This window comes from Nocardia sp. CA-120079, assembly GCF_050955745.1.
Taxonomy (GTDB): Bacteria; Actinomycetota; Actinomycetes; order Mycobacteriales; family Mycobacteriaceae; genus Nocardia.
In genome coordinates, this window is sequence record NZ_CP192088.1 from 8108941 (window position 1) to 8126864 (window position 17924).

The 17924-nt window shown below is 65.1% G+C and carries 17 protein-coding genes; 6 read left to right on the forward strand and 11 right to left on the reverse strand.

Annotated features, from left to right (window positions below):
* Positions 1-33: 33 nt before the first annotated feature.
* Both ACQPYR_RS37000 and ACQPYR_RS37005 read right to left on the reverse strand, forming a co-directional pair.
* A complete protein-coding gene (locus ACQPYR_RS37000; RefSeq protein WP_433623878.1) occupies positions 34-876 on the reverse strand; it encodes an alpha/beta fold hydrolase in 843 nt (280 codons plus the stop codon).
* A gap of 87 nt (positions 877-963) precedes the next feature.
* Complete coding sequence (locus ACQPYR_RS37005) at positions 964-1803, reverse strand: DUF72 domain-containing protein (RefSeq protein ID WP_433623880.1); 840 nt, start codon at positions 1801-1803, stop codon at positions 964-966.
* A gap of 66 nt (positions 1804-1869) precedes the next feature.
* Here ACQPYR_RS37005 and ACQPYR_RS37010 point away from each other — a divergent pair, with 66 nt between their 5' ends.
* Complete coding sequence (locus ACQPYR_RS37010; protein WP_433623882.1) at positions 1870-2181, forward strand: pyrimidine/purine nucleoside phosphorylase; 312 nt, start codon at positions 1870-1872, stop codon at positions 2179-2181.
* On the opposite strand, the gene ACQPYR_RS37015 is transcribed toward ACQPYR_RS37010, so the two are convergent.
* The 4 genes from ACQPYR_RS37015 to ACQPYR_RS37030 all read right to left on the reverse strand — a co-directional run bounded on the left by ACQPYR_RS37015 (position 2128) and on the right by ACQPYR_RS37030 (position 5713).
* Positions 2128-3039 carry an NAD-dependent protein deacetylase gene (locus tag ACQPYR_RS37015; protein ID WP_433623884.1) on the reverse strand — a complete coding sequence of 304 codons (912 nt, stop codon included), beginning with the start codon at positions 3037-3039 and terminating at the stop codon, positions 2128-2130. The genes ACQPYR_RS37010 and ACQPYR_RS37015 overlap by 54 nt on opposite strands.
* Before the next feature lie 112 nt (positions 3040-3151).
* Positions 3152-3700, reverse strand: coding sequence for a YceI family protein (locus tag ACQPYR_RS37020; protein WP_433599364.1), 549 nt, complete (start codon positions 3698-3700; stop codon positions 3152-3154).
* A gap of 131 nt (positions 3701-3831) precedes the next feature.
* Positions 3832-4929: an LLM class flavin-dependent oxidoreductase gene (locus tag ACQPYR_RS37025; protein ID WP_433623886.1), complete on the reverse strand. Its 1098-nt coding sequence runs from the start codon at positions 4927-4929 to the stop codon at positions 3832-3834.
* Positions 4930-5011: 82 nt separating this feature from the next.
* Positions 5012-5713: a TetR/AcrR family transcriptional regulator C-terminal domain-containing protein gene (locus ACQPYR_RS37030; protein WP_433623888.1), complete on the reverse strand. Its 702-nt coding sequence runs from the start codon at positions 5711-5713 to the stop codon at positions 5012-5014.
* 53 nt (positions 5714-5766) lie between these two features.
* Between ACQPYR_RS37030 and ACQPYR_RS37035 the strand changes: the two genes are divergently transcribed.
* A complete protein-coding gene (locus tag ACQPYR_RS37035; RefSeq protein ID WP_433623890.1) occupies positions 5767-7224 on the forward strand; it encodes an MFS transporter in 1458 nt (485 codons plus the stop codon).
* A gap of 181 nt (positions 7225-7405) precedes the next feature.
* On the forward strand, positions 7406-8188 hold the full coding sequence (locus ACQPYR_RS37040) for a hypothetical protein (protein ID WP_433623892.1): 783 nt from the start codon (positions 7406-7408) through the stop codon (positions 8186-8188).
* Positions 8189-8206: 18 nt separating this feature from the next.
* Here the strand turns inward: ACQPYR_RS37040 and ACQPYR_RS37045 are convergent, their stop codons facing one another.
* A complete protein-coding gene (locus ACQPYR_RS37045) occupies positions 8207-9334 on the reverse strand; it encodes a serine hydrolase domain-containing protein (RefSeq protein WP_433623894.1) in 1128 nt (375 codons plus the stop codon).
* A gap of 60 nt (positions 9335-9394) precedes the next feature.
* Positions 9395-10048: an SDR family NAD(P)-dependent oxidoreductase gene (locus ACQPYR_RS37050; RefSeq protein ID WP_433623896.1), complete on the reverse strand. Its 654-nt coding sequence runs from the start codon at positions 10046-10048 to the stop codon at positions 9395-9397.
* A gap of 229 nt (positions 10049-10277) precedes the next feature.
* Here ACQPYR_RS37050 and ACQPYR_RS37055 point away from each other — a divergent pair, with 229 nt between their 5' ends.
* The 3 genes from ACQPYR_RS37055 (at position 10278) to ACQPYR_RS37065 (ending at position 13892) form a co-directional block, all read left to right on the forward strand.
* Positions 10278-11831, forward strand: a complete 1554-nt coding sequence (locus ACQPYR_RS37055; RefSeq protein ID WP_433623898.1) for an LCP family protein — start codon at positions 10278-10280, stop codon at positions 11829-11831.
* Positions 11832-11957: 126 nt separating this feature from the next.
* On the forward strand, positions 11958-13172 hold the full coding sequence (locus ACQPYR_RS37060) for a L,D-transpeptidase (RefSeq protein WP_433623900.1): 1215 nt from the start codon (positions 11958-11960) through the stop codon (positions 13170-13172).
* Positions 13173-13235: 63 nt separating this feature from the next.
* Entirely contained in the window at positions 13236-13892 is a 657-nt protein-coding gene (locus ACQPYR_RS37065; protein ID WP_433623902.1) for a TetR/AcrR family transcriptional regulator, read from the forward strand.
* A 1-nt stretch (position 13893) separates the two neighbouring features.
* On the opposite strand, the gene ACQPYR_RS37070 is transcribed toward ACQPYR_RS37065, so the two are convergent.
* The 3 genes from ACQPYR_RS37070 to ACQPYR_RS37080 form a co-directional block, all read right to left on the reverse strand.
* On the reverse strand, positions 13894-15924 hold the full coding sequence (locus ACQPYR_RS37070) for a CocE/NonD family hydrolase (RefSeq protein WP_433623904.1): 2031 nt from the start codon (positions 15922-15924) through the stop codon (positions 13894-13896).
* Positions 15925-16187: 263 nt separating this feature from the next.
* The gene (locus ACQPYR_RS37075) at positions 16188-16382 is read right to left on the reverse strand and encodes a hypothetical protein (RefSeq protein ID WP_433623906.1); all 195 of its coding nucleotides are present in this window, start codon (positions 16380-16382) and stop codon (positions 16188-16190) included.
* Positions 16383-16458: 76 nt separating this feature from the next.
* A complete protein-coding gene (locus ACQPYR_RS37080; protein WP_433623908.1) occupies positions 16459-17919 on the reverse strand; it encodes a flavin-containing monooxygenase in 1461 nt (486 codons plus the stop codon).
* Between the last annotated feature and the right edge of the window lie 5 nt (positions 17920-17924).

Below are 17924 nucleotides of genomic sequence, written 5' to 3' on the forward strand. Positions count from 1 at the left end.
CACGCTAGCAGGAGCCTTCTCAGACAGGTCCGCTCAGTGCGGATCGATGCCGGTCCAGAATGCGACCAGATCGGCGCACACGCGGGCCGGACGCTCCTCGTTCGGTAGGTGGCCCACACCGTCGTAAACCACAGTGCGCGCGCCCAATTCCTCGGCATAGCGTTCGTGGACGCTCGGCGGCCAGAGATCGCCGGAGTTGCCGTAGGCGATGAGAATCGGGAGACCGGTGGCGCGCAGGGCGGCGGTGCAGTCGGTCGGGCCCTCCATGACCCGCATGATGCCGATCAGATTCGCCTTCTTGGTCGTGAAGATGCGGTTGCGCAGGAATTCGAGCTTTGCCGGTGGCACCAGGGCTGCCACGGCCTGACTCATCTGCTCCCACAGTGCCCGCTGGCCACCGCTTTCGATGAGTTGGGCGACCAATTGCGGTGGCGCGAAGTTGATATCGGAGGTCGAGGACGGACCGGAGGCGAGCAAGCTGAGGCTGCGGAAGCGGTCCGGATGGGCGGCGAACGCCGCGCGTGCGACGTAGCCGCCGAATGAGTGGCCCACCAGGTGAATCGGTGTGTCGTCCGAGATCTGATCGGCGACGAGGATCAGATCGTCGGCGAAATCGGCCATCGTGTATCCCGATGCCTCATCGGGACCGTCGGACTGCCACTGCCCGCGCTGATCGTAAGCGACACAACGGAATCCGGCTGCCGAGAGAATGGGCACCATGGCCTCGAAGTCCTCTTTGGAGCCGGTGAAGCCGGGGACCAACAGCACAGTGCCGCGCATTTCGACGTCGTGCGGCGGTACGGATTCCCAGGCAGCCAGCGCGCCCGCCGCGCCGCGCAGGGTGAAGGACGTGGACTGCGCGGTGGCGTGGCTCATCGGTTCCTCCATCGTGCTCGACACTAGTGCGGCAACACCTCCAGTCTATCCGAGCAAACATTCGGAATCGTTACTTATTCGAGATATTCAGAACAAAGTCATCGGCTCGGTCGGAATGGGTTCGGGCAGCGGCTCGAGTTCGGGCAGGCGGGCGCGGACCTCGTCGTGGAAGCGACGGGCGAGGTGCAGGGAGGAGGCATTGTCGGGGGTATGGATGAAAACCGTTGGTGAGCGGCCCTCGCGCAGCCAAGCGATGACGATGTCGAGCCAGGGCTGCCAACCGGCAACTGTGCGCTCGGCCGAATCGCGGCCGTGATAGCGGACTATCGGGAATTCGGTGAGCGCTCGCGTGCGGCGCGGCACCCGCGGTTTCTTCGCCCGCGCCTCGGCCTCCGCGGCGCTCTCGGCGGGTCCTTCGAAAAGCAAAGTGGTGTCGAAGGGCACCCATTCGGCGCCTACGCGCGCGAGCACCTGCTCCAGCTGCCTTGCGGCGCTGTCATTTTCGAAGAATGCGGGATGCCGGACCTCGACGGCCGATCGGTAGGAGTCGGGCAGCGCGCGCAGGAATCCGGCCAGCGTCCCGAGATCGGTCGGACCGAACGAGCCCGGCAACTGCACCCACAACGAGTGGATGCGCGATCCGAGCGGTTCCATCGCGTCCAGAAAGGTGCGCAGTTCGGCTTCGGCGCCGTGCAGCCTGCGCTCGTGCGTGATCGGCTTGGGCAGTTTGACGACGAAGCGGAAGTCGGGATCGGTCTGCTTCGCCCACGACTCGACCGTGTTGCGCGTCGGCGTCGCATAGAACGTCGTATTGCCTTCCACCGCGGTGCACCACGACGCGTAGTGCCGCAACCGCTCGGCCGGAACCGGTTGATATTCCTGCCATGCCGCGTGCGTCCACATCGCACATCCCACGTGAAGCCGCATGACAGGGACGCTAACGCACGTCGCGTACGCTGACGGCTCCACCTCCAGCACCTCGGGAAAGAGATCATGACGCGGTTCGACAATGTCAGTGTGGCCAAGAAGGCCAATGTGTACTTCGACGGCAAGTGCATCAGTCACAGCATCGAGCTGGCCGACGGCACCGCGAAGTCGGTGGGCGTCATCCTGCCGTCCACCCTGACGTTCAATACGGTCGAGCCGGAAATCATGGAGTTGATCCAGGGCGAGTGCAAAGTCACCCTCGCCGGCGAGACCGAAGCGGTGACCTACCGCGGCGGCGAATCGTTCTCGGTGCCGGGCAACAGCTCATTCGAGATCGAAGCGCTCACGACGCTGCACTACGTCTGCCACTTCGGCTGAGCCGGTCAGACGCCGAACGCCCTCGGCACCCAGTGCATCCGCCAGCGCGCTCAGCACATCCGCGCACCCGGCGTCGACGGTGAGCGCGGCGAGTTCATCACCTCGGGTCCGGCCGCGGTTCACGATGACGACCGGCTTGCCCTGTTTCGCCGCATATCGCACGAACCGCAGCCCGGACATCACCGTCAACGACGATCCCGCCACCAGCAGCGCGTCCGCCGCCTCGACCATTTCGAACGCGGTGGCGACGCGCTCCTTGGGGACGTTCTCCCCGAAGTACACGATGTCCGGCTTGAGCATGCCGCCGCAGCGCGCGCAGTCCACCATCCGGAAATTCGCGGTATCGGCGACCACCGCATCGGCATCGGGGGCCACCTCCACCCCGGTGGCCGTCGCCGAAGCCGCGAAACCCGGATTCGCGGCCTCCAACCGCTCGGCCAAGGTCATCCGCGAAATCAGCGCCGCACAGCCGAGGCACCGCACCCGCGCATAGGTCCCGTGCAGATCGATGACCCGCCGATGACCCGCCTTCGTATGCAGCAGATCCACATTCTGCGTAATCAATCCGGTGACGACGCCGGCCCGCTCCAACCGTGCCAACGCCCGATGGGCCGCATTCGGCCGTGACCCGTCCATGGCCCGCCACCCGATGTGGTTGCGCGCCCAATACCGCTGCCGAAACGCCGCATCCCCCACGAACTGCTGATACGTCATCGGAGTCCGCACCGGCGACCCCGGTCCCCGATAATCCGGAATCCCGCTGTCGGTCGACACCCCGGCCCCCGTCAGCACCGCGACCCGACGCCCAGCCAGCAGCCCGCACAACCGCTCGACAGTGGATGCGTCGAATCTGGACATGGAATTCAGAGTAAGCGCAGGGGAAGGCAGCCGGCGGAGCCGGCGGGGTGGGTAGGTACAGCCGCCCGGTCGGTGACCCCGGGCGGCTGCGAAGGCACTACGTCGGTCCTGATCAGGCCTGCAGGCCGAGCTCGATCTCCAGGGTGAGGGTGATCTTGTCGCCGATCACCGCGCCGCCGTCGGGCAGCGGCATATCGATGGTGATGCCGAAGTCGCGACGGTTGATGACGGTCTTGGCCTCGAAACCGGCGACCGGGCCGTGGCCCATGCCGGGGTTGACGCCGAGGAATTCGACATCGAGGGAGACCGGGCGGGTGGCGCCGCGGATGGTGAACTCACCGTCGACGACGAAATCCTCGCCATCGACGCGGAATCCGGTCGACTTGAAGGTGGCCACGGGGAAATCGGCGGCGTGGAAGAAGTCGGCGGTGCGCAGGTGCGCGTCGCGCTGTTCGTTGTCGGTGGTCACCGACTCGACCAGGATCTCGGCCTCGGCCGAGGCGGTGCCGTCTTCATTGATGACCAGCTTGCCGGAGAAGTCGGCGAAGCGACCGCGGACCTTGCTGACCATCAGGTGACGCACGGTGAAGCCGAGGGTGGAGTGGGCGGGATCGATGACCCAGGTGCCCGCGGTCAGATCCTTGGCGGTGCTGGTCGACATTGTCGGTCTCCTCATGTGGTTGATATTTCAATTACTTGTACATCGAACGAGTATTCAGTTCTGGCATTTCAGGACCGGTGCGCCATTGCACCGGGGCGATCAGGTCGGATCGGCGAATTCCGAGATCACAGTCACTGCGCGACCACAGTGCTGTCCTGGGCACGAGCCGCGACCGATGACGCATGAGTCGGCGCATCCGGGACGTGGGCCGGACGCAGTGCGTCGAACTCCTTGCGCAGCACCGGAACTACCTCCGCACCGAGCAGATCGAGTTGCTCCAGCACCGTTTGCAACGGTAGACCGGCGTGGTCCATCAGGAACAGCTGTCGCTGATAGTCGCCGAAGCTTTCCCGGAACGTCATGGTCTTTTCGATGACCTGCTGTGGACTGCCGACGGTCAGCGGCGTCTGCTCGGTGAAATCCTCCAGCGACGGACCGTGACCGTAGACCGGCGCATTGTCGAAGTAGGGCCGGAATTCGCGCACCGCGTCCTGGGAGTTCTTGCGCATGAACACCTGTCCACCGAGCCCGACAATGGCCTGGTCGGCGGAGCCGTGGCCGTAATGCTCGAAGCGGCGCCGATACAGCTCGATCAGGCGCTGGAAGTGCTCCTTGGGCCAGAAGATATTGTTCGCGAAGAAGCCGTCGCCGTAATAGGCGGCCTGCTCGGCGATTTCGGGACTGCGGATCGACCCGTGCCACACGAACGGCGGTACGCCGTCCAGCGGTCGCGGCGTTGCGGTGAACGCCTGCAACGGGGTACGGAAGCGGCCTTCCCAGTCGACCACATCCTCGCGCCAGAGCCGGTGCAGCAGATGATAGTTCTCGATCGCCAGCGGGATGCCTTCGCGAATGTCCTTGCCGAACCACGGGTAGACCGGACCGGTATTGCCGCGGCCGAGCATCAGATCGACGCGACCGTCGGCCAGATGCTGCAGCATGGCGAAGTCCTCGGCGATCTTCACCGGATCATTGGTGGTGATGAGTGTCGTGGCCGTCGACAGCTGCAACCGCTCGGTCTGCGCCGCGATATAGCCGAGCATCGTGGTCGGTGACGACGGCACGAACGGCGGGTTGTGATGCTCGCCGGTGGCGAATACGTCCAGGCCGACCTCTTCGGCCTTGCGCGCGATCGCGACCATCGCCTTGATGCGCTCGTGCTCGGTAGGGGCCCGACCCGTCGTCGGGTCGACCGTCACATCGCCCACCGTGAAGATTCCGAACTGCACCACGCCTCCTCTCGGAAAGTCTGACACCTATTTGGTGGATATGGCAACCAACAGGGCCGTATCGCCATCTATTCCCGAGGGGTCACTTGCGCAGCCGTGATTCCAGACCGTCCATGACGCAGAGCAGACCGAAATCGAAGGCCATCGCGCGGGCGGTCTGATAATCGGCGGGTTGCATCTTGCGGTAGTCGGCGAGCATCTCCGGGTAGTCGGAGGCGAGTTCGTCCATGACGTCGAGCACCATCTCCTTGTCGAAACCCTTGTCGCCGAATGCCTTCGCCGCCGTGATCTCCGGGATGACCTGTCCGAGTACATAACTCGTCACAGTGCCACTCGCGAGGTAGATATCGACGCCGGTGAATCCGGCGTCGATGAAGGTGCGGCGCAGTCGATCACTGAGTTCGAAGGCCTTCGGGCCGACGCTCGGCAGGGAGCCGATCAAGGCGGTCACCCAGGTGTGGTCGAGCATGGTGAGCCGGAAGTTATAGGCGTAGGTCGTGACGACCTCACGCCAGGAGGCCTGGTCCGGATCGGGAATTCGTATCAGACCCCAGATCTCGTCGAGGACGAGTTCGAGCAGTTCATCCTTATTCGCGACATGCCAGTAGAGGCTGGTCGCGCCCGCATCGAGCTTCGCGCCGAGCTTTCGCATGCTCAGCGCGGCGAGTCCGTCGGCGTCCAATACCTCGATTGCGGCGGCCACGATCTGGTCGCGGCGCAGTCCGGCCGCCTTCGGCTGGCGCGGCTCGCGGGTCCACACCGAGGAGAACTGCTGCTTGGTCACCCGGTCAGCATAATTCCCTCGCACATTGTGCGATTCTATCGTACGGTGTTCGAGTGGAATCGAACGTTGTACGAGATCCTCGCCGTTGGTGGATTCTGGGGGTCCTCTGTCTGTCTCTGCTGGTGCTGATGATCGATGGCACCGTGCTCAATATCGCCATTCCGTCTTTGATCTGGGAACTCGACGCGACGCCGTCGGATGTCCAGTGGATCCTCGACGCCTACGTCCTGGTCTTCGCCGGACTGTTGCTCACCGCGGGCAGCCTGTCCGACCGGTTCGGCCGGCGGCGCATGCTGGTGATCGGGTTGGCACTGTTCGGCGCGGCATCGCTTGCGGCAGTGTTGGCCACCGAGCCGTGGCAGGTGGTCGGGGCGCGCGCCCTGATGGGCGTCGGCGGATCGCTGCTCATGCCGTCGACCCTGTCCATCCTGATGACCACCTTCGCCGAGGACGAGCGGCGCAAGGCGATGGCGGCCTGGTCCACCGTGTCGATGGTCGGCATCGTGCTCGGGCCGACGCTGGGCGGCTTTCTGCTACAGCACTATTGGTGGGGTTCGGTGTTTCTGCTCAATATCCCGGTCGCGGTGCTCGCGATTGTCGCCGCGCTGGTGCTGATGCCGGAATCCACCGGTGAGCAGCGGCCGGTCGACCTGATCGGCGTGCTGCTGTCCATCGTCGCGCTCACCTCGACGGTCTACGTGATCATCGAGCGCGAGTGGAACATTCCGATGATCGGACTCGCCGTCGTCACGGGGCTGGCGTTCGTGGTCTGGGAGAGCCGGTCGGCGCATCCGATGCTGCCGCTGGCGGTGTTCCGCAATCGCGATTTCACCGGCACCTGCTGCACGCTGCTGCTGATGGTGTTCGGCATGGGCGCGATCATGCTGATGCTCACCCAGTACCTGCAGTTCGTACTCGGCTACGGGCCGATGAAGGCGGGGCTGGCACTGCTGCCGTATGCGGTCGCCGCCGCGGTGTGCAACGGTCTCGGTGCGACGCTGGGCAAGAAGTTGAGCAATAAGACGCTCATCGTCGCCGGTCTGCTCGTCATGGGCGGGGCGTTCGCGATCCTGGCCGTCGGTTCCGGATATTTCGCGGTGCTGGCCAGCATGCTGGTCATGGGGATCGGCGGCGGTCTGGCGGGTCCGGCCGCGTATGCCGCGATCATGAGCGCCATTCCGCTCGAGCACGCGGGCGTCGGCTCGGCCATGAACGACACGCTGCAGCAGGTCGGCATGGCGATCAGCATCGCGATCCTGGGTAGCGTACTGGCCGGTGTGTTCACGTCGCATATGCCCGAAGACGCACCCGATGCCGCACGTGAATCCATCGGCGCCGCATTCCAACTCGGATATGTCGAACCGGCCAAGGAAGCGTTCACCGACGCCATGTCGACCGGCGCGTGGATCAGTGCGGGCTTCAGCATCGCTGCAGCACTACTCGGTTTGCTACTGCTGCGGACACGGCCCGCGCCGCAGGTCGACACACCGAAGGAAGTAACCGTGTCATAGCTGGCATCGATTTTTTCGCTCCGAATACGGTCGCTTCGCACCGCAGGCTCGGCTAGGCTCCCCTCGACCTCCTTGCCGCGCATACGAGTACATTGCACGGGGAGTTGCTCGAGCAGGCGAGCCGAGCCTGCACGGGGCGTTGCGAAGAGCGAATAATCTGATGACTGAACGGAATACCCGAATGAAGCTTTGCGATAGCACTGCGGCGGCGATCCTTGTCATCGGTGCCGTGACCTTGGGCGCCGGAGTTTCGCATGCCGAGCCGGTCGCCGCGCCCCCGCGGCAGGACATCACCTACTCGGTCAAGCTAGTCGACAAGACGGTGGTGGCCAGCGTGCGCAACGGCACCTTCACCCTGTCCAAGGCGGCGGAAAGCGAGCTCGCGGCCGGCGGCGGCGGGCGGCTGGTCGACAAGGACGGCACGCTGGTCGATAAAGACGGCAACGCCGCCGATATCGCCGACGTGGTCGATGTCGTCGATCTGGCCGACACCGACGGTCACGTCGTCCTTACGCTGCCGCTGCGGTTCCGGGCCGCCGATACCGACATTCCGGTCAAGCCGGTCGTCGAAAAGGACGGCACGGTACTGGAACTGGCGCCGCAGAAGCCCGCCGGACTCGACATCTCGCAGCCACTGGCCATCAAGCCGGTCGCATCGATGGCTGAGAACAACCGTGCCCGTGATGAATTCGCCATGCAGTTCGGCCTGGCCACGGCGATCGGCGGCTTCGTCGGCACCGCAATCGGCGCGGTCGTCGGATGTGTCGCCACCATTGCCGCAGGCTGCATCCTCGGCTTGACCACCGGCGCAGCCCTCGGCGGGATCATCGGCACGATCGCCATCGGCGGACCGGTCCTGATCGCCTCCGGTGTGGATTACGTCAACACGATGATGTCTCCGGACGGCACCACCCGGTTCGCGGACAAGACGACGACCCAACCTGTGCCGCCCGCACCGAAGTAGTACCGCAGAACTGACCCCTCACCCGCAGAAGGCACCGTCTACCAGGCTGTCCATGGCGCCCTTGTAGCCGAGGCCGAACAGGGGTGGGACTTGGTTGAGGCTGACTGTTATCGCGCGGTTGGGGGTGTAGCCGCCGAAGACGAAGAAGCCGTCCATGGCGCCGCCGTGGCTCCAGATATCGATGCCGCACGCGTTGGTGCGGTGGTACAGGCCGAGGCCGACATCGTCGGGAAGGGCTGGGTCGCCGCCGTGGATGGTGTGCTGCATTTCGGCGAGTTCGGTTGGGCGAAGCAGTTTTCCGGAGAGAAGGGCGGTGAAGAAGCGGTTCAGGTCGGCATCGGTGGAGACGAGCGCGCCATCGGCCAGGCCCCAGCCCGGGTCGATATCGGTGATGTCGACCTGGGCGCCGTTGAAGATCTGATATGCGCGCGGGTGTGGACCGCGAATCACGTTCTCCTGCGGGAATGCGGGCCAATAGGTGTCTTGGAGATCCAGCGGAATCAGGATCCGGGAGGTCACCTCGACGCCCAGCGGCCGTCCCGTGACCTGCTCGATCAGCTTTCCGGCCAGCAGATAATTGGTATTGGAGTAGCTGAAACGCGAGCCGGGCGCGAACAGCGCGGGCATATCCAAACCGAGTCGGATCAGCTGATCCGCCGTTTGGTACCGCTGCAACGACTCGACCGACCCCCAGTCCAATCGAAGGAGATAATCCGGGATACCGCTGGTGTGCTGCAACAGACTTCGGACGGTGATCAGATTCCCGTCGCCGCCGGGGCCGCGCACAACACCGGGCAGATAACGCTCGATCGGAGCGTCCAGCTCGACTCGTCCCTCCCCCACCAACTGCAGCACGACGGTCGCCACGAATGTCTTGGTATTGCTGGCGATCCGAACCTGTGCGTCATCCGGGAACGGAGCGCCCGTCGCGAGATCGCCGACGCCGCTATTGATCTGAGTCGCGTCGCCGTCGGCGGTCACGACCAGTTGCCCACCTGGAACGAAAGCCGAACGGACCAGGTCATCCAGCCTGGCTTGCAACACCTGGGGGTGCACCGCGGCCGGTTGGGCCGAGGACGCCGCGAGATGCGGCAGCGAAATCATCAGTGCGGCAACCAAAGCCGTCGCTACATTGGACCACCGCATCCATCCTCCTTCGTCGCGACCCGCTCGGCCGCACGTCGTTGGTCGGAATGTCTTGTCGGCTCAGCCGTTGTAGGACACATGCGGTGTCCAGTCGTCGAGGGGGCGGACGGCGGCGGCGTGCAATGCCGCGGCGACCCGCTCCCGGGTGAACGCACCCTCGCCGAGCACACCATTGATCTGTACCGCGACGGCGCGGAAACCGTCGGGCGCCATGGTGGTGTCCAGGCTGGTGACGAGATTGCGCACCGCCGCCTTCTGCACACCGAGCGATGCCGCCTCATGCCACGGCTTATCCGCCGCCGCGCTACCCGTGACGAGCACGCGCGCACCGGGGGCGAAGAACGGCCGTGCCGCCTGTACCGCGGGCAGCAGCGCCGCGGCGCCGATCGTGAAGTCCTCGATCAACTCCGCGACCGTCAACCGCAGCGGATCCGCCTGCCGGAAGATGCTCGGATTGAAATGCAGCACGTCGATGCGCCCGTGCCGCTCGCCCACCTCGGTCACAACTCGACTGACATCGTCGGGATCGGCCAGATCCACACCGACACCTTCGGCAGCGAAACCTTCGCCCAGCAATTCCTTCGCCAACGGCTCGGCCTCCGCGCCGAGCCGGCACGCCAGCACCACTACATACTCGTCGCGCGCGAAAAGACGGCCGACGGACAGCCCGACACCGGGACCGGCACCGAGCACGAGCAACACGGGAGCAGCCATGTATACGAGACTAGATCGTCAAGCTGTGCAGATCACAATGTCTGATTCTTGCCTGCCTCGAGCGGTGTCGGTAACACTGGGAAGGTTGAGCAGGCCCTTTCGAGTGACCTGCAAGCAGTCACTAGCGGGTGCAACTAGTCGTCAGCGGGTATGACCCGGACATGCGCTGTGTCGTGACCCGAGACGAAAGCTGAGGCGGCGAGAATGACCCGGGACCTAGGCCGCCGCCATGGATGACGACACCGTCGAGCTTCCCAAAATCACCGAGGCTCGCCCCGCCGGGAACCGGCGAGCAGCGCACCGACGAGCGGAACCGAAACCCCATCGCGCGCGCAAAGCGGCAAAGATCGCAATGCGCGTCCTGACATCGATCGCCGCTCTCGCCGTTGTGTCCGGCACCGGATTCGCCTGGTCCGCCAAGAACGAATTCGATAGCGGCTTCACCCACACCGACGCGATCGGCAAGGACGCACCACGCTCACTCGGCGGCGATCTGAATATCCTGCTGATCGGCCTGGATACCCGCAAGGACCTCGACGGCAACGACTTGCCGAAGGCGATCCTGGACCAGTTGCACGCCGGCGACGGCGACAACGGCGGCTACAACGCGAATTCGCTGATCCTGCTGCATATTCCCGCGGATATGCACAAGATCGTCGCGTTCTCCATTCCACGCGACGACTATGTCGCGGTCTCCGGCATTCCGGGCTACGACCACGCCAAGATCAAGGAGGCCTACGGGCTGAAGAAGGCCGCCACCGAGACCAAGCTGGAAAACTCGGGCATGAAGGACAAGGTGGCCCTGGAACGCGCGGGCCGCGAGGCGGGACGGGCATCGATCGTGCAGACCGTGCGCAATCTGGTCGGCGTCCCCATCGACCGCTTCGCCGAAATCTCGCTCGTCGGCTTCTACGATCTGGCCGATAAGCTCGGCGGCGTCGATGTCTGCCTCAACCACGCGGTCAACGACAGCTACTACTCCGGCGCCGTCTTCCCCGCGGGGCCGCAGCATCTCGATGCCGCCAATGCGCTGTCCTTCGTGCGGCAACGCCACGGATTGGAGAACGGCGACCTCGACCGCACCCACCGCCAACAGGCCTTCCTCACCTCGGTCGCCAAATCGCTGAAGGACGCGGGCACGCTGACCAACTTCAGCAAGCTCTCCGGACTCATGGATGTGGCGCACCGCGATGTCGTGCTGTCCGACGGCTGGAACCTGCTCGACTTCGCCCGCGACCTCGGTTCGGCGGGCTCGATCTCGGTCGAATTCCGGACACTGCCGGTGCTGCGCTACGACAATATCGACGGTCAGGACGTCAATATCGTCGATCCGGCGGCCATCAAGAAGGAAGTGCGCGCCGCCTTCGGCATCGAAACCACGCCGACCACCTCGACGCGTGCCCCCACCAGCATCGTCGATGTCCGCAATGCGAGCGGATACACCGGCCGGGCCGCCCAACTCTCCACCGCTCTCACCAAGCGTGGCTATACGGCGGGCACGCTGGACAGCACCACCACCCGCACCACCTCCACCATCACCTACGGCACCGGCGCCGAGACCGATGCCGCGCAGCTGGGCGACATCCTCGGCCTCACCGCGGCCGTATCGCCGAATGTCGAACCCGGCCACATCAGCGTGGTCGTGGGCACCGATTTCACCATGCCCACCGAACTCGTGCCGACCACCAGCGCGTCCGCGACCACCACCTCCGTCACACCCGCACCCGATGCGGGCAAGCCAGTCGCGACCACGATCGGCAGCAGCGTGCCCTGCGTCAACTGAGGCCGGATGTTCGCGCAGGTCACACCCGCGGCGGCGAACCACGCCCGAAATGGCCGGTAAACTACGGCACGGGCCAGTACGTCGTAGGTGCGCCGCAGGGAACGCACGGCGAAACACAGGAGAGTCATGTCGAGTCGCCGCTTCCGGTGGAGAGCAGCTGCGGGTTTTGCATTGGTGATGATGTTGCTCGTCGCCGGATGTTCATCGAAGTCGCAAGCGCCGACCACCCAGGCCGGACCGCCGCCGCCCCCGATAGTCATCACGCCGGGCGGTGGCAACAATATCGATCCGCTCGCGCCGGTCGTGGTGACCGCGAACGACGGCATGCTCACCTCGGTGAAACTCACCAATGAGGGGGGCCGTTCGATCGAAGGCATCTACACCCCGGACAAGACGGCGTGGAAGCCCGTCGATCCGCTCGGCTACGGGCACACCTACACGATCAGCGCCGAAAGCCTCACCATCACCGGCCGCGTCGGGCCGACCACCTCGACTTTCAGCACGCTGGCGCCGAACAACCAAACCAAGGTCTATATGACCACCACCGGCGGCACACCGCTGGCAGATGGCGGCACCTTCGGTGTCGGCACCGTCGTGGTCGCGCATTTCGACGAGGATGTCCCGGATAAGGCCGTTGCCGAGAAGCGGCTCTCGGTGACGACCGACCCGCCGGTCGAGGGTTCCTGGTATTGGCTCGACAAGCGCAACGCGCACTGGCGGCCGCAGCAGTATTTCGCGCCGGGCACCAAGGTGACCGCCACGGCCAGCATCTACGGCGCGGACCTCGGCGGCGGCCTCTACGGCCAGGAGGACACCAAGACCACCTTCACCATCGGCCCGTCGCATGTCTCCATTGCCGATGACAACACCAAACAGGTGCAGGTCTTCGAGAACGGCAACCTGATCCGCACCATGCCCACCTCGATGGGTAGAGGTGGCAGCGAGGTCATCGCGGGCAAGACGCTGAGCTTCTGGACCCAGCCGGGCATCTACACCGTGATGGACAAGGGCAATCCGGTGATCATGGACTCCTCCACCTACGGTCTGCCGGTCAATTCCCGGCTCGGCTACAAGGAAGCCATCGGCTGGGCCACCCGCATCAGCACCGACGGCATCTATCTGCACCAGCTCGATTCCACGGTCTGGGCGCAGGGCAGCCAGAACCTCTCGCACGGCTGTCTGAACCTGAGCCTCGCGAATGCCCAGTGGTTCTACAATTTTGCGATTCCGGGTGATGTGGTCGAGGTCCGCAATACCGGCGGCGCACCGCTCGAGGTCTGGCAGAACGGGGACTGGGGCGTGCCCTGGGACGAGTGGGTCCAGGGCAGCGCGCTGCACTGAGTCTTTGTCACCCGGAAAGAATTTCCGGGCGAAAGTTCCAGGTGTGGCAGAATCGTCGGCATTATGACCGTCTTGACCAGCGCTTCTCCGGACCGATTGCCCCGAGGGCCGCATCGCTTGACCCGGGACGAAGTCGTGACGTCACAGCGCGAGCGGCTATATATCGCCGCTCTGGAGGCGGTCGCCGAACTCGGGTACGGCCCGACCACGATCACCGATATCGTCGGTCGGGCCCGGGTGGCCCGGCGCACGTTCTACGGGCTGTTCGAGAGCAAAGAGGAATGCTTCACCGCCGCTTTCGACTTCGCGGTCGACGTCATCACCCGTGAACTCGACCGGGTGGTCACGGAATCGGGTGCGGACACCTTCGTCGAGCTGGTGCGCACGACGCTGGAAACGTATCTGGAGTTCCTGGCCGCGGAGCCGGCCGCCGCACGCGCGCTGCATATCGAAACCCTCGCCGCCGGACCGGGACTCATCGCCCGCCGGGCCCGCACGCACCGCATGTTCGGCTATCGGATGGTGGCGGCGGCGCGAATCGGTGTGCGCGCGGGCGAAGTTCGCGCCGAACCCGATCCCGGACTCATCGATGTGCTGCTCGGCGGCATCGACGATCGAGTCCGGGCCACCCTGATCGAATCCGGGCCGCAGGAGCTACCGGCCTTGGCGCCCACACTGACTCGCGCCGCACTGGTCTTGCTCGGCTCCGGCCCGGCCTGATTCACCAGCCCGGCTCGCCGTCGACCGGAATGTTCACCCAGCTCGGCTGATTCGGGTCCAGCTCGATGTACTGCGGCTTCAACCCGCTCTCGTTCAGCAACGGGCGCAACGGAAGACTGCTCGGGAAGTTTCCGGCGAAGATGTCGACGCGCAGCCGGTGTCCCGGTTGCAGCACACCGTCGGTGGCGAACATGCCGATATCGATGACCGTCGGCTGACCGGGCACGATCGGTTCGCGGGTATCCAGGGTCAGGTAGGGGTACGGGTCGGTGTAGTCGCCATTGGCGGAGCGGGTGGCCTTGCTCTGGTCGACAGCGCGCAGGGATGCGGTGCGCTGGCCGTGTGTCCACTGGGTCGAACGTCCGTCCGGGGCAACGTCGTTCAGTGTCACGGTCCAGTAGCCGTCGGTGGCGTCCAGGACGGTATCGAGGTGTATCGCGATCGGTCCGGAGATCTGCGTCGGTACGGCGACCGGCGCGCTGGTGAAGGTGAGGCCATTGGTCTCGGCGATCCGCGAATCCTTTGTGCAGATATCCGGGAGCGGCAGGATGCCCGCTGTCCCCTGTGCACCGTCGCGTGAGCAGAGCGTGGTCAAGCCGGGTCCGATCGAAACCCGTGCGGGTCCACCCGGCTCCCCGGTGAGGCTGCCGTCGTAGGCGCTGCCGGGCGCGGTCCCCGAGGCGGCCGCGTTCAAATACATACGGCGGTAGTCCATATCGGGCCGCGGGAAGGCCGAGGTGTGGGTCCAGCCGCCGCCCTGCTGCCACAGGGTGACCTGGTCGTAGTCATCGATGCCGTTGTCGATGCCCTTGAGCCACTTGTCGAACCATGCGCGCTGCAATACATCCAGGGCCGCTGGTCCGTCGGCGTCACCCATGCCCGAGCCGGTGGTGATGTGATAGTTGTTGTCCATCACCAGCTTCTTCTGGCTGTCGGGCACATTGATCGCGTTGTAGACCCGCGGCGAGGAGTAGGCGAAGATGTCCTGCCAGCCGCCGTAGACGAAGGTCGGCACATCGATGCGATCGGGATGTCCGATCCAGGCGGTGCGCAACGGGCTTTGATCGTCGAGCACCGAATACATTTCGGGCGGAATCTGATCCATGCTCTGGGTGCCCAGCGCCATGATGATCATATTGAAGAAGGTGAACGGGTCACGGACCCGATCCGCCAGCCAGGTCCAGTCGAACTTGCCCGCCAGCATGGAGACCACGTCGGGAATCAATTTCGTGCCGTCGACGGCGAGCAGCCATTCCGGGATGAACCCGATACCGAGTGCGCCACCGGGTGCGGCCACGTCGCGGATCAGATCGCTGCCCGGCACGATCGGGAAGATCGCCTGCAGCGCAGCGGGTCTGCGCTCCGCGGTCTGCAACTGGTTGATGGCCGAATAGGAGATCCCGCTCATGCCGATCTTGCCGTTGGACCACGGCTGCGCGGCCGCCCAGTCGACGACCTCGACGCCGTCCTGCTGCTCGCGATCGCCGAACACCTGCCAGATGCCCTCGGAGAAGCCGGTGCCGCGCACGTCGACGACCACCTGGGTGTAGCCGCTCTGCACGAGTTTGCGATCCACCGCGAAGGTGCGCGCGGTACCGCCCGCCAATGCCTGTGCCAGATCGCTGATTCCGCTCAGGCCGTATGCCGAGAGATCGAAGCCGTGCAGCGCCTGCATCAGCGGCTCGGCCAGGCCGGGGATGGCCAGCACGGAGTCGGCGATATTCGCCACCAGCTTGGTGTAGGGCGTGAGGTTCACGATGGTCGGCGTGGGCTCGACGATGGGTCGGCCGGAAGCGTCGGCCGGGTGGTACACATTCGCCTTCAGCACCGTGCCGTCACTCATGGTGATCGGGATGTCCCAGTCGATGTAGACGTTCGGATACTGTTGCGGCCCCGCGTAAGTCGCGGTCAACTGCGCATCGCGGCCGAGCGTGGCCTGGGTCGGCGCGGCGGCGACCACGGCTCCGGCAAACACGGTGAAGGTGGCTATCGCAGCAGCCACTGCCTTAATCGGACGTCGACGTCGGATCATGCTTGCCAAACCCTCCCGGCAATGAGGAACTACCCCGTTCCCATCAACGAGTGGGTACAGTAACGTGCATCACCGTTGGTGCGCAACCATGACTCACACAACGCTCTGTGCAGCACACCTTTGACCGCGGACCGCAGCTAAGTTGCCAGGCATTCTGCCCGAACCGGCTGTGCCGCAATCGGACCGGTGTCACGCAGCCCCGGGGTCCGGCGCTGCCCCTCCCGCCACGTGAACGGTCCGCTCTGGCGTCAACACAATCAAGATCAGGTGGAATCCATGGCGGCATCGGCGAAGAGGACGCTGGTGCCGAGCAGTTTCCGTGCGCGCGTGACCCATTCGCGCTCGGTCCGCTCGGACGGGCTGTGGCGGCGCCGCTGTCCTCGCGGCATGTCGAGCAGATCACCGACATGCTGCCGACATGATCGGCGGCGGTGCTGCGGCCGTCCTGCTGCGGCCATAGGAATAGTTGATTCGCGGCGACGGCGAAGTGCGGGTGTGCGACGTGCGGAAACCGTCGGGGTTGCGAGGCTTTTGTCAGGGCCGTCCGGTATCCCAGTCCTGCGGTCGGATGCGACGCCGGTCGAGTCGGACGCTGAACGTTCCGCCCGGCCAGGTCAAGGTGTTGGTGCCGTCCTCATCGATGAAGTAGCTGGTGCATCCGCCGGTCGACCACACCCGGCTGCCGAGCAGTTGCCGTGCGCGCGTGACCCATTCGCGCTCGGCCTGCTCGGACGGGCTGTAGCGGCGAATGCCCTTGGCCCGCATGTGCTCGATCGTCTTGGCGATCAGCTTCGTGGTGGGTTCGATGGCGAGGAACTGCGAGGTGTGCGGCAGTGCGGTATTCGGTCCGGTGACCGCGAACAGATTCGGCAGCCCCGCGAAGGCGATGCCGCGATACGCGCGAAAACCATCGCGCCGGAACTTCTTTCGCGTCGAGGTCGCCGCAGCGCGGAACTCCGGGAAGTGTGCGATGGAATCCTGGACGTGGAATCCGGTGGCCCACACGATCGCATCGACCTCGTGCAACGCCCCGTCGGCGGTGCGGAGGCCGGTGGCGGTGATCTCGGTGATCTTCTCGGTGCTCAGCCGCACATTCGGGCAGGTGAACGAGCGGTAGTACTCGTCGGAGACCATCGGTCGCTTGCAGCCGAATGCGTAGTCGGGTGTGAGTTTGCGCCGCAGCTCGGGATCGGGCACCTGCTCGGCAAGCACCTTGCGGACGACCCATTCATAGACCGAAACCAGCCGCGGATGAAACACCGCGAAATGCATGGCCTCCAGGAACAGGAAGACGAATCCCCTTGCTGCCAGCCTGACCGGCGGAACGTGGCGCAGAATCTTGCGCACCGTCGGCGGAATCGGCCGGTCCAGTCGCGGAATCACCCAGGCCGGAGTGCGCTGGAACGAGATGAGCTCACCAGCCGACTTCGCAAGCGCAGGCACGATCTGCACCGCGCTCGCCCCGGCCCCGACCACCGCGACCCGCTTGCCCGCCGGTTCGAACGACGGATCCCACTTGCTCGAATGCATCTGCGGCCCAGCGAAATCGGCGCGACCGGGGATATCCGGAATAGCCTCGGCATGTAGCGAGAAGTAGCCCATGACGACAGCGCGCGCCCGGACCAGTCTGCCGTCGCTCAGCCGCAGCACCCACTGTTCGGCCTCGTCGTCGAAATCGGCCTCGACCACGTCGCTGTTGCGCCGCACATGCCTTCGCAGATCGAAGGTGTCGACGACCTGCTCGGTGTAGGCGCGCAATTCGGGCTGGGTCGCGTACACGCGGGTCCAATCCGCGTTCGGCGCAAAGGAATACGAGTACAGCACCGATGGCACGTCAACCGCGCAGCCGGGATAGACGTTGTCGCGCCAAGTGCCGCCGACGGCATCGGCGCGTTCCAGGATGACGAAGTTGTCATTGCCGAGGCGCCGCAGATTCACCGCGACGCCGAGCCCGCTGAAGCCCGAGCCGATAATCGCCACGTCGTAATTCGACACCGACG

Excerpts from the sequence above, each read along its gene's own strand:
- ACQPYR_RS37000 (WP_433623878.1), bottom strand. The coding sequence starts at position 876 with ATGAGCCACGCCACCGCGCAGTCCACGTCCTTCACCCTGCGCGGCGCG.
- ACQPYR_RS37005 (WP_433623880.1), bottom strand. The coding sequence starts at position 1,803 with ATGCGGCTTCACGTGGGATGTGCGATGTGGACGCACGCGGCATGGCAG.
- ACQPYR_RS37010 (WP_433623882.1), top strand. The coding sequence starts at position 1,870 with ATGACGCGGTTCGACAATGTCAGTGTGGCCAAGAAGGCCAATGTGTAC.
- ACQPYR_RS37015 (WP_433623884.1), bottom strand. The coding sequence starts at position 3,039 with ATGTCCAGATTCGACGCATCCACTGTCGAGCGGTTGTGCGGGCTGCTG.
- ACQPYR_RS37020 (WP_433599364.1), bottom strand. The coding sequence starts at position 3,700 with ATGTCGACCAGCACCGCCAAGGATCTGACCGCGGGCACCTGGGTCATC.
- ACQPYR_RS37040 (WP_433623892.1), top strand. The coding sequence starts at position 7,406 with ATGAAGCTTTGCGATAGCACTGCGGCGGCGATCCTTGTCATCGGTGCC.
- ACQPYR_RS37045 (WP_433623894.1), bottom strand. The coding sequence starts at position 9,334 with ATGCGGTGGTCCAATGTAGCGACGGCTTTGGTTGCCGCACTGATGATT.
- ACQPYR_RS37050 (WP_433623896.1), bottom strand. The coding sequence starts at position 10,048 with ATGGCTGCTCCCGTGTTGCTCGTGCTCGGTGCCGGTCCCGGTGTCGGG.
- ACQPYR_RS37055 (WP_433623898.1), top strand. The coding sequence starts at position 10,278 with ATGGATGACGACACCGTCGAGCTTCCCAAAATCACCGAGGCTCGCCCC.
- ACQPYR_RS37060 (WP_433623900.1), top strand. The coding sequence starts at position 11,958 with ATGTCGAGTCGCCGCTTCCGGTGGAGAGCAGCTGCGGGTTTTGCATTG.
- ACQPYR_RS37065 (WP_433623902.1), top strand. The coding sequence starts at position 13,236 with ATGACCGTCTTGACCAGCGCTTCTCCGGACCGATTGCCCCGAGGGCCG.
- ACQPYR_RS37070 (WP_433623904.1), bottom strand. The coding sequence starts at position 15,924 with ATGATCCGACGTCGACGTCCGATTAAGGCAGTGGCTGCTGCGATAGCC.
- ACQPYR_RS37075 (WP_433623906.1), bottom strand. The coding sequence starts at position 16,382 with ATGGCCGCAGCAGGACGGCCGCAGCACCGCCGCCGATCATGTCGGCAG.